This window comes from Acidithiobacillus albertensis, from assembly GCF_001931655.1.
GTDB lineage: Bacteria > Pseudomonadota > Gammaproteobacteria > Acidithiobacillales > Acidithiobacillaceae > Acidithiobacillus > Acidithiobacillus thiooxidans.
The window spans coordinates 2,419,349-2,426,374 of record NZ_MOAD01000001.1 but is presented as its reverse complement, the minus strand read 5'-3'; the positions used below and the strand labels follow the sequence as shown (position 1 = coordinate 2,426,374).

Sequence of the window (7,026 nt, the reverse complement as noted above, 5' to 3'; positions counted from 1 at the left end):
CACGTTCCGGCGCTACATTTATATTCATGGCACCGCCGATACCGCTCGACTCGGTCAGTCCGTCTCGGCAGGCTGTATTCGCATGAGCCCGGAGAATGTATGCATTCTTTTCCCTGAAACTACTCCAGGGCTCCCTGTTTTTATTGGGCTACAGCCCCCTGTTGATTTCCCCCGTTGAGGAGGTTCTGAATGGCCTGGATTCGCTTACCCCGATTTCGTCGTGCCGTAAACGTATTCAACCCGAAACTGTTTGAAAGCTTGTCTCTGGCAGCCTTTCTGGCCTGGGTAGGCCTGGGTTCAGACGCTTTGTCCTCGTCCGCCTATGGCCCTCCGGAAATTTATTATGCCTTGAAGGGGCATGAATATCTGGCGGTTTTCCTGGCCATTGGTATTCCGGTTTCGGTGTTCATCATCTCGGCGGGCTATAAGCAGGTGATTGCCTTATTCCCGGATGGCGGCGGTGGTTATCATACGGCCTCAACGCTGCTCGGTCCGAAAGCGGGTCTGGTCAGCGGTTCAGCCCTGATTGTGGATTACGTGCTGACTGCAGCCATTTCCGTGGCCTCTGGTACCGAAACGTTGCTCAGCAGTCTGCCGTCCTATTGGTACAGTGAGCGCATCCTGATTGATGTGGCTATTTTGCTGTTTCTGATTTTCATCAATTTGCGCGGCATGAAGGAGTCCATCAAGATTCTCTTGCCAATTTTTATGGCATTTGTCGCTACCCATATCATCATGCTGGGTTTTGGTCTGGTCAGCCATGTCGGCGATTTTCCGAGTATCGCCCACAATACGGTAGCCGGAGCCGAGCGTGACAACCAGTTGTATGGGTGGATATTCATTGCCGCACTGATCATGCGTGCCTTCAGTCTTGGCGGTGGAACCTACACCGGTCTGGAGGCCGTGGCCAACGGGGTCCATATCATGCGCGAACCGCGCATCCAGACTGGTCAGCGGACCATGACCCTGCTGGCTACCTCCCTGTCACTGGTGGCCGGAAGCCTGATATTTCTCTATCTCATGTATCACGTCCATGAACATCAGGGGCAGACACTCAACGCGGTACTTTATAGTGCAATCACCAGCGACTGGACGATTGCCGGGATCCATTTTGGCCCTACAGCAACGGTAATCACTCTGGTCACGGAAGGATTGCTGCTGTTCATCGCCGCCAATACCGGCATTATCACGGCCCCCATTGTCATGGCCAACATGGCAGTAGACCGCTGGCTTCCAGAACGTTTTTCCTATTTATCGGACCGCTTTGTGTCGCGAAACGGTATTCTTCTGGTCGGCTTTGCGGCGGTAGCGATTTTGCTGGCTACCGGTGGGCATGTGAGTATTCTGGTGGTGCTCTACAGTATCAACGTGTTCATTACCTTCACGCTGACCATGGCGGGGCTGAGTCGCCACTGGTTTGCCCAGCGGCATCATGAACCGCGCTGGAAAGGCCGTCTCACTATCAGTGTGCTCGGTTTCATGGTCACGGCATCCATTCTGGCCATTACCATTTTCGAAAAATTTGATGCCGGTGGCTGGTTTACCCTGCTGGTAACATTGATTGTTGTTGTGCTCGGATACCTGATTTATCGGCACTACAAGAGCATCCGTAAAATTACTGCTGAGCTGGATGAGACCATGCTGGACGTGGTGCCGGAACATCTGGAACCGGGTCCCAATTTGCCCCTGGACCCCCGGGGAGCGACAGCAGTCTTTTTTGTGAGCCGCTTTGATGGCCTGGGTTTGCATACCTTGCTGACGGCACATCGTATGGTCGGTGGCTTTGTCAAAAATTACGTGTTTTTGCTGGCCGGTATTGTCGGGCAGGGTGAGTTCAAAGGCATCAAGGCGCTTGAAGACCTGAAGGTTTATGTGGAAGCAGAAGCCAATCAGTATATGGCCTTCTGTCGTAATGAAGGGATGGCTGCCACCTGGTTTGCTACCTACTCCACCGACCGCATTCTGGCCATGGAAGAACTGGCGGATGTGGCTATTCGCTACTTTCCACAAAGTATCTTTTTTGCGGGACGGGTGATTGACAATCGGAGTAAGGGGCCTTTCCATGGTCTACTCCATGACGAAGTCAGCTTCATCGTGCAGGACCGCCTCCAGCATGACGGTTTCAGTATGATGATTGTTCCAGTCCATGTGCACGGTATTCCCAGTCAGCCTCCGCGTATTGAGTTACCGATTTCCATGTCGCCGGATATGGAATTGGTCCAGCAGGAGGAGGTGGATAAGGAGGGGGGTAAGGCAGCGGCTCAGGCCTCCTCTGCTGCAAAAGCCGATTCGATCGTGGAGACCGACCCGGATGCCCCACTCCGCTGAACCGCGCTTGCTCATGCGTGGTCCCTTGATGGTGGATATTGCTGGTCTTTGGCCAACACCCGAAGAGTGTGAGCGGCTCCGCCAGCCGGCGGTGGGTGGCGTCATCCTGTTCGCCCGTAACTGCGAAGATGCGCAACAGGTTCAGGCGCTTTGCCGGGAAATTCATGCGCTGCGCAGTCCCCCACTCCTGATTGGCATCGATCAGGAAGGTGGCCGGGTGCAACGTCTCAAAAAGGGCGTGACACGCTTTCCACCCATGGCCAGGCTGGGCCAAAAGGCCGAAGCTTTGGGTCTGGAGGCGGCGCAATCTTTGGCTTATGACTGGGGGCGTCTGCTGGCCACTGAATTGCGGGAAATTGGCGTAGATTTCAGCTTCACGCCTTGTGTGGATCTGGATCGCGGGATTTCCCGGGTGATTGGTGATCGCGCCATTCACCGTAACCCGGATTGGGTGGGTGCCATTGCAGCGCGTCTTTGGCAGGGGATGTCTGATTCCGGTCTGCAGGGGGTGGCCAAACATTTTCCGGGTCATGGTGCTGTGGCGGCCGATTCGCATCTGGCTTTGCCTCGCGATGATCGACCACTTGCCGCTATTGAGGAAGACTTGCAGCCTTTCCGTTCTATGATTCAGGCAGCCATTCCGGCGATCATGCCAGCCCATTGCCTGTATCCGCAAATAGACCCCGAGCAGCCCGCCGGGTTTTCCTCGCGTTGGCTTAACGGCGTGTTGCGTGGAGCAATGGGTTTCACAGGTGTTATTGTCAGTGACGATTTGAGTATGGTGGGTGCCCATGTGGCGGGAGACATGGCTGCACGGGTAGATGCGGCACAGGCTGCGGGCGCGGATTTGCTCCTGGTTTGCAATGATCCCAATGGTGCCTATGCAGCCATTGAGCACCTGCAAAATCAAGGAATGCAGACCGGGACCAACACGCTTGCCGCTCTTGCTGGAGCCGCCGGAATTCCCCTGTCGGCCCCTGAGCGTGCCCGCTGTATGCGCGAAATCACCGAATTATCCTGATAAGCTCTTGTTTTTCCCGCGTCGCGTATTAGAATACGCCCTCACCATTTTTTACTCCTTGTTCGGGCGATGGGCGTCCGGACTCCGCAGTGAACCATAAGGAGCAACGTTTGCGTCATTATGAAATCGTGTTTCTGGTCCATCCTGATCAGAGTGAACAAGTCCCCCAGATGATTGAACGCTATCGCGGCATGATCGAAGGCGATGGCGGTCATTTCCATCGCCTGGAGGACTGGGGTCGTCGGCAACTGGCTTATCCTATCAAAAAGGCCCATAAGGCTCATTATGTGCTGATGAATGTGGAATGCAGCGGTGCTGCCCTGGCTGAAGTGGAAGATGCTTTCCGCTTTAATGATGCGGTATTGCGGCATTTGATTCTGGTGCGTGAAGAGGCCGTGACCGAAGCGTCTTTTCTGGCCCGTGACGAAAATGATCGTCGGGAACGCGTCGAAACCGACAGCGAAGAAGGCGAAAGCGAATCCATTCACAGTGATAATGAAGCCGTTGAGACGGCCTGATTCAAGGAGCAGACAAGATGGCATTTAATCGGGATAGAGATCGGGACGGTGACGGTGATAAACGTGGCGGTGGAAATTTTACCCGGCGTCGCAAGTTCTGTCGTTTCAAGGCAGAAGGCGTCAAGGAAATTGACTACAAGGATCTGAAAACCCTGCAGGCTTATGTGGGCGAGACCGGTAAAATTGTCCCCAGCCGGATCACAGGCACCAGTAATTTGTATCAGCGGCAGTTGACCACAGCTATCAAGCGTGCGCGCTTTCTGGCCCTGTTACCTTACGTCGTTCGCTAAGGCACTGACGGAGCGGTGACGGCGCAGCCACAGGGCGGAGTTCTGCGCTGGTTTCTCAGCGGACGCTGGCAAGCCGGTTTAAGTATTGCTGTCCTGTTCAGTCTGGCCGGGTTGGTACCCTTTCTGGCGGCGCCCCTCTTCTTGAACTGTGTGGCTTTGGTGGCTCTAGTCACTATACAGGCAGGACGCAAGGAAAGTCTGGAAGTGCTGGTCATCGCCGGCATCGCCAGTATGCTCTTTACCTTTAACCCCTGGTTTGGGGTGATATTTGCACTGGTGGCCTGGTTGCCGGGGCGACTGTTGGGTGAGGGGCTGCATTGGGATACGCAGTGGAGTGGTGTGGTCTGGGTGCTGATTGGCTTGTCTCTGCTGATTCTGGTACTGATGTTGTGGGTAGTCCCGCTGGGGGCCGGGCCAGATTTCTGGCAGACCCAGATGACGCAGATGCTGAAACCCCTGGCCAAGGAGATCAGCAAAGTACAGATGGCGGCAGTTTTGCGTATGGCACCCTTGTTGCCGGGCATCATGGCAGCGGGTTTGGTTTTGCTATGGACCCTTGCGGCATTGCTGGCCAGTCGTTGGTACGAGCGTTATCAAGGTCTGGATCGACCGCAACGCGTTTATGGCAGTCTGGAATTGCCGGGTATGCTGATCTGGCTGGTGGTGGCAACTCTGCTGGGCATTAGTCTGCTCCACGGTGCATTGGCCTGGCCACTGCAAAATCTGGCGCTGCTGGTCGGGACCTGGTACCTCCTGCAGGGCTTGAGCTTTGTGCATTTGTGGTTTGCTGCCAAAGGCTGGCCCACCATAGCCTTGTTAGGACTATATATTGCCCTGATTTTGTTGTCACAGTTGCTGCTGGTGCTGAGTGTGCTGGGAATTCTGGACAGGGTGTTTCACCTGCGGCAAAGACTATTGAGACCACGTTCCTGAGGAACGTTTTGCAAGGATTTTTGGGAGGAATTGAACATGAAAGTGATTTTGCTGGAACGTATTAACAAACTGGGTCGCCTGGGTGATGTTGTCGAAGTCAAACCCGGTTATGGCCGTAACTTTTTGGTGCCCCAGGGCAAGGCAGTAGTGGCCAATCAACGGAATCTGGAAGAATTTGCCGAGCGCAAGGCGGCTTTGGAGCAGGTTGAAATGGAACGCCTGCAGGCCGCCCAGCAGCGTGCAGCCGCTCTGGCTGATGCCGTCGTGAAAATTGCCCTGCAGGCGGGTGAAGACGGTCGTCTGTTCGGTTCTGTGGGTTTGCACGATATCAGTGCTGCTCTCAAGTCACAGGGTCATGAAGTGGCGCATACCGAAATTCGTCTGGTAGATGGCCCCATCAAGCGGATTGGTGAATTCCCCGCCCGTATCCATCTGCACCCTGAAGTCGAGCTGGATGTCATGGTTTTTGTCGAGCGGGCCTGATTGCCGGGCACGCTGAGACGCGACCTTGTACGAAGAGGATGACTACGGCGGCGGGGTGAAAGCTCCGCCGCATTCCATTGAGGCCGAGCAATCGGTGATCGGTGCGTTACTGATTGACCCGGAATCTGCGGATCAGGTCATGGAAGCGGTCGCCGCAGAAGATTTTTATGAGCGTCGGCATCGTCTGATATTTCAGACGATCAGTAACATGCTCAATGCCGGTCGCGTCGTGGATGCGGTCACGGTGTCAGAAACCTTGCAGGATCATGAGCATCTCGCTGATGCCGGCGGTGTACAGTATTTGCTCTTGCTGGCCAATGAAACGCCCTCTGCGGCCAATGTGCTGGCTTATGCCCGCATTGTGCGTGAGCGGGCCACCCTGCGCCAATTGATTCGTGTCGGCCGGGAAATTGCCGAGTTGGCTTACCGGCCTGATGGGCGCGAAGCGCGTATGCTTCTGGATGAAGCCGAAAGTCGGGTTTTCCAACTGGCAGAAGGGCAACAGCGGGCAGGTAAAGGTTTTGTGCAGCTGAAAGAAGCCTTGCCCGCCGTAATTGATCGTATTGAGGCGGTCGCCCGTGACAAAAAAGGGGTTACCGGTCTGGCTACGGGTTTTGCTGATCTGGATGAAAAAACTTCGGGTTTGCATCCGGGTCAGCTGGTGATTGTGGCAGGTCGTCCCAGTATGGGAAAAACATCCTTTGCCATGAATGTGGCCGAGCACGTCGCCTGCGTTGAAGGCAAAAATGTGCTGGTGTTCAGCATGGAAATGCCTACAGACGAAATTGTTTTGCGGGCCTTGTCATCACGTGGTCGGGTCGATCAGCACCGTCTGCGTAACGGCACTTTGGGAAATGACGATTGGCCAAGACTGGCCCATGCCATTGGCGAATTGGGCACCGCCCCGCTTTTTGCCGATGATTCTGCGGCCTTGTCTCCTGCCGACCTGCGCTCCCGGGCACGCCGCCTGAAGCGCGAGCAGGGCCTGGATTTGATTGTGGTCGATTATCTGCAGCTCATGCAGGTTCCGGGTAGAGGCGATAACCGGGTGGCCGAAATTTCCGAAATCAGTCGTTCATTAAAAGCCCTTGCCAAGGAGTTGTCCATTCCTGTCATCGCCTTGTCCCAGCTCAATCGCAGTCTGGAAAACCGCACTGAAAAGCGTCCACAAATGTCGGACCTGCGCGAGTCCGGGGCCATCGAGCAGGACGCCGATCTGATCCTGTTTTTGTATCGGGACGAGGTGTACAACAAGGATAATGAAGAGGTAAAAGGCATCGCCGAAGTCATTATCGGCAAGCAGCGCAATGGACCCATCGGAACCGTGCGGATGAGCTTTTTCGGTGAATATACCCGCTTCGAAAATTATGCGCCAACGGGCGGCGAATACGGTCACTGAGTTTCTCCGGTTGCGCGCACAGCCATAATCCTAAAAACGGCAGTTGCTATGAGT

At 55.0% G+C, this 7,026-nt stretch carries 8 protein-coding genes; all 8 read left to right on the top strand.

Annotation, left to right across the window (positions count from 1 at the left end; genetic code table 11):
* The coding region (locus BLW97_RS19120) for a L,D-transpeptidase (RefSeq protein ID WP_143214920.1) at positions 1-178 on the top strand (178 nt) is incomplete at its 5' end.
* A gap of 11 nt (positions 179-189) precedes the next feature.
* Positions 190-2,328 (top strand): APC family permease, encoded by a 2,139-nt coding sequence (locus BLW97_RS12595; RefSeq protein WP_010637675.1) that lies wholly within the window; start codon positions 190-192, stop codon positions 2,326-2,328.
* Positions 2,312-3,349, top strand: a complete 1,038-nt coding sequence (gene nagZ, locus BLW97_RS12590) for a beta-N-acetylhexosaminidase (RefSeq protein WP_075323328.1) — start codon at positions 2,312-2,314, stop codon at positions 3,347-3,349. Before BLW97_RS12595 ends, nagZ begins: the two co-directional genes overlap by 17 nt.
* A gap of 110 nt (positions 3,350-3,459) precedes the next feature.
* A complete protein-coding gene (rpsF, locus tag BLW97_RS12585) occupies positions 3,460-3,867 on the top strand; it encodes a 30S ribosomal protein S6 (RefSeq protein WP_010637678.1) in 408 nt (135 codons plus the stop codon).
* A gap of 17 nt (positions 3,868-3,884) precedes the next feature.
* Positions 3,885-4,157 (top strand): 30S ribosomal protein S18, encoded by a 273-nt coding sequence (rpsR, locus tag BLW97_RS12580; RefSeq protein WP_010637680.1) that lies wholly within the window; start codon positions 3,885-3,887, stop codon positions 4,155-4,157.
* A gap of 15 nt (positions 4,158-4,172) precedes the next feature.
* Complete coding sequence (locus BLW97_RS12575) at positions 4,173-5,090, top strand: DUF2232 domain-containing protein (RefSeq protein ID WP_010637681.1); 918 nt, start codon at positions 4,173-4,175, stop codon at positions 5,088-5,090.
* A gap of 36 nt (positions 5,091-5,126) precedes the next feature.
* Positions 5,127-5,573, top strand: a complete 447-nt coding sequence (gene rplI / locus BLW97_RS12570; protein WP_010637682.1) for a 50S ribosomal protein L9 — start codon at positions 5,127-5,129, stop codon at positions 5,571-5,573.
* Between the two features lie 25 nt (positions 5,574-5,598).
* Positions 5,599-6,972, top strand: coding sequence for a replicative DNA helicase (dnaB, locus tag BLW97_RS12565; protein WP_024892885.1), 1,374 nt, complete (start codon positions 5,599-5,601; stop codon positions 6,970-6,972).
* Positions 6,973-7,026: the final 54 nt, after the last annotated feature.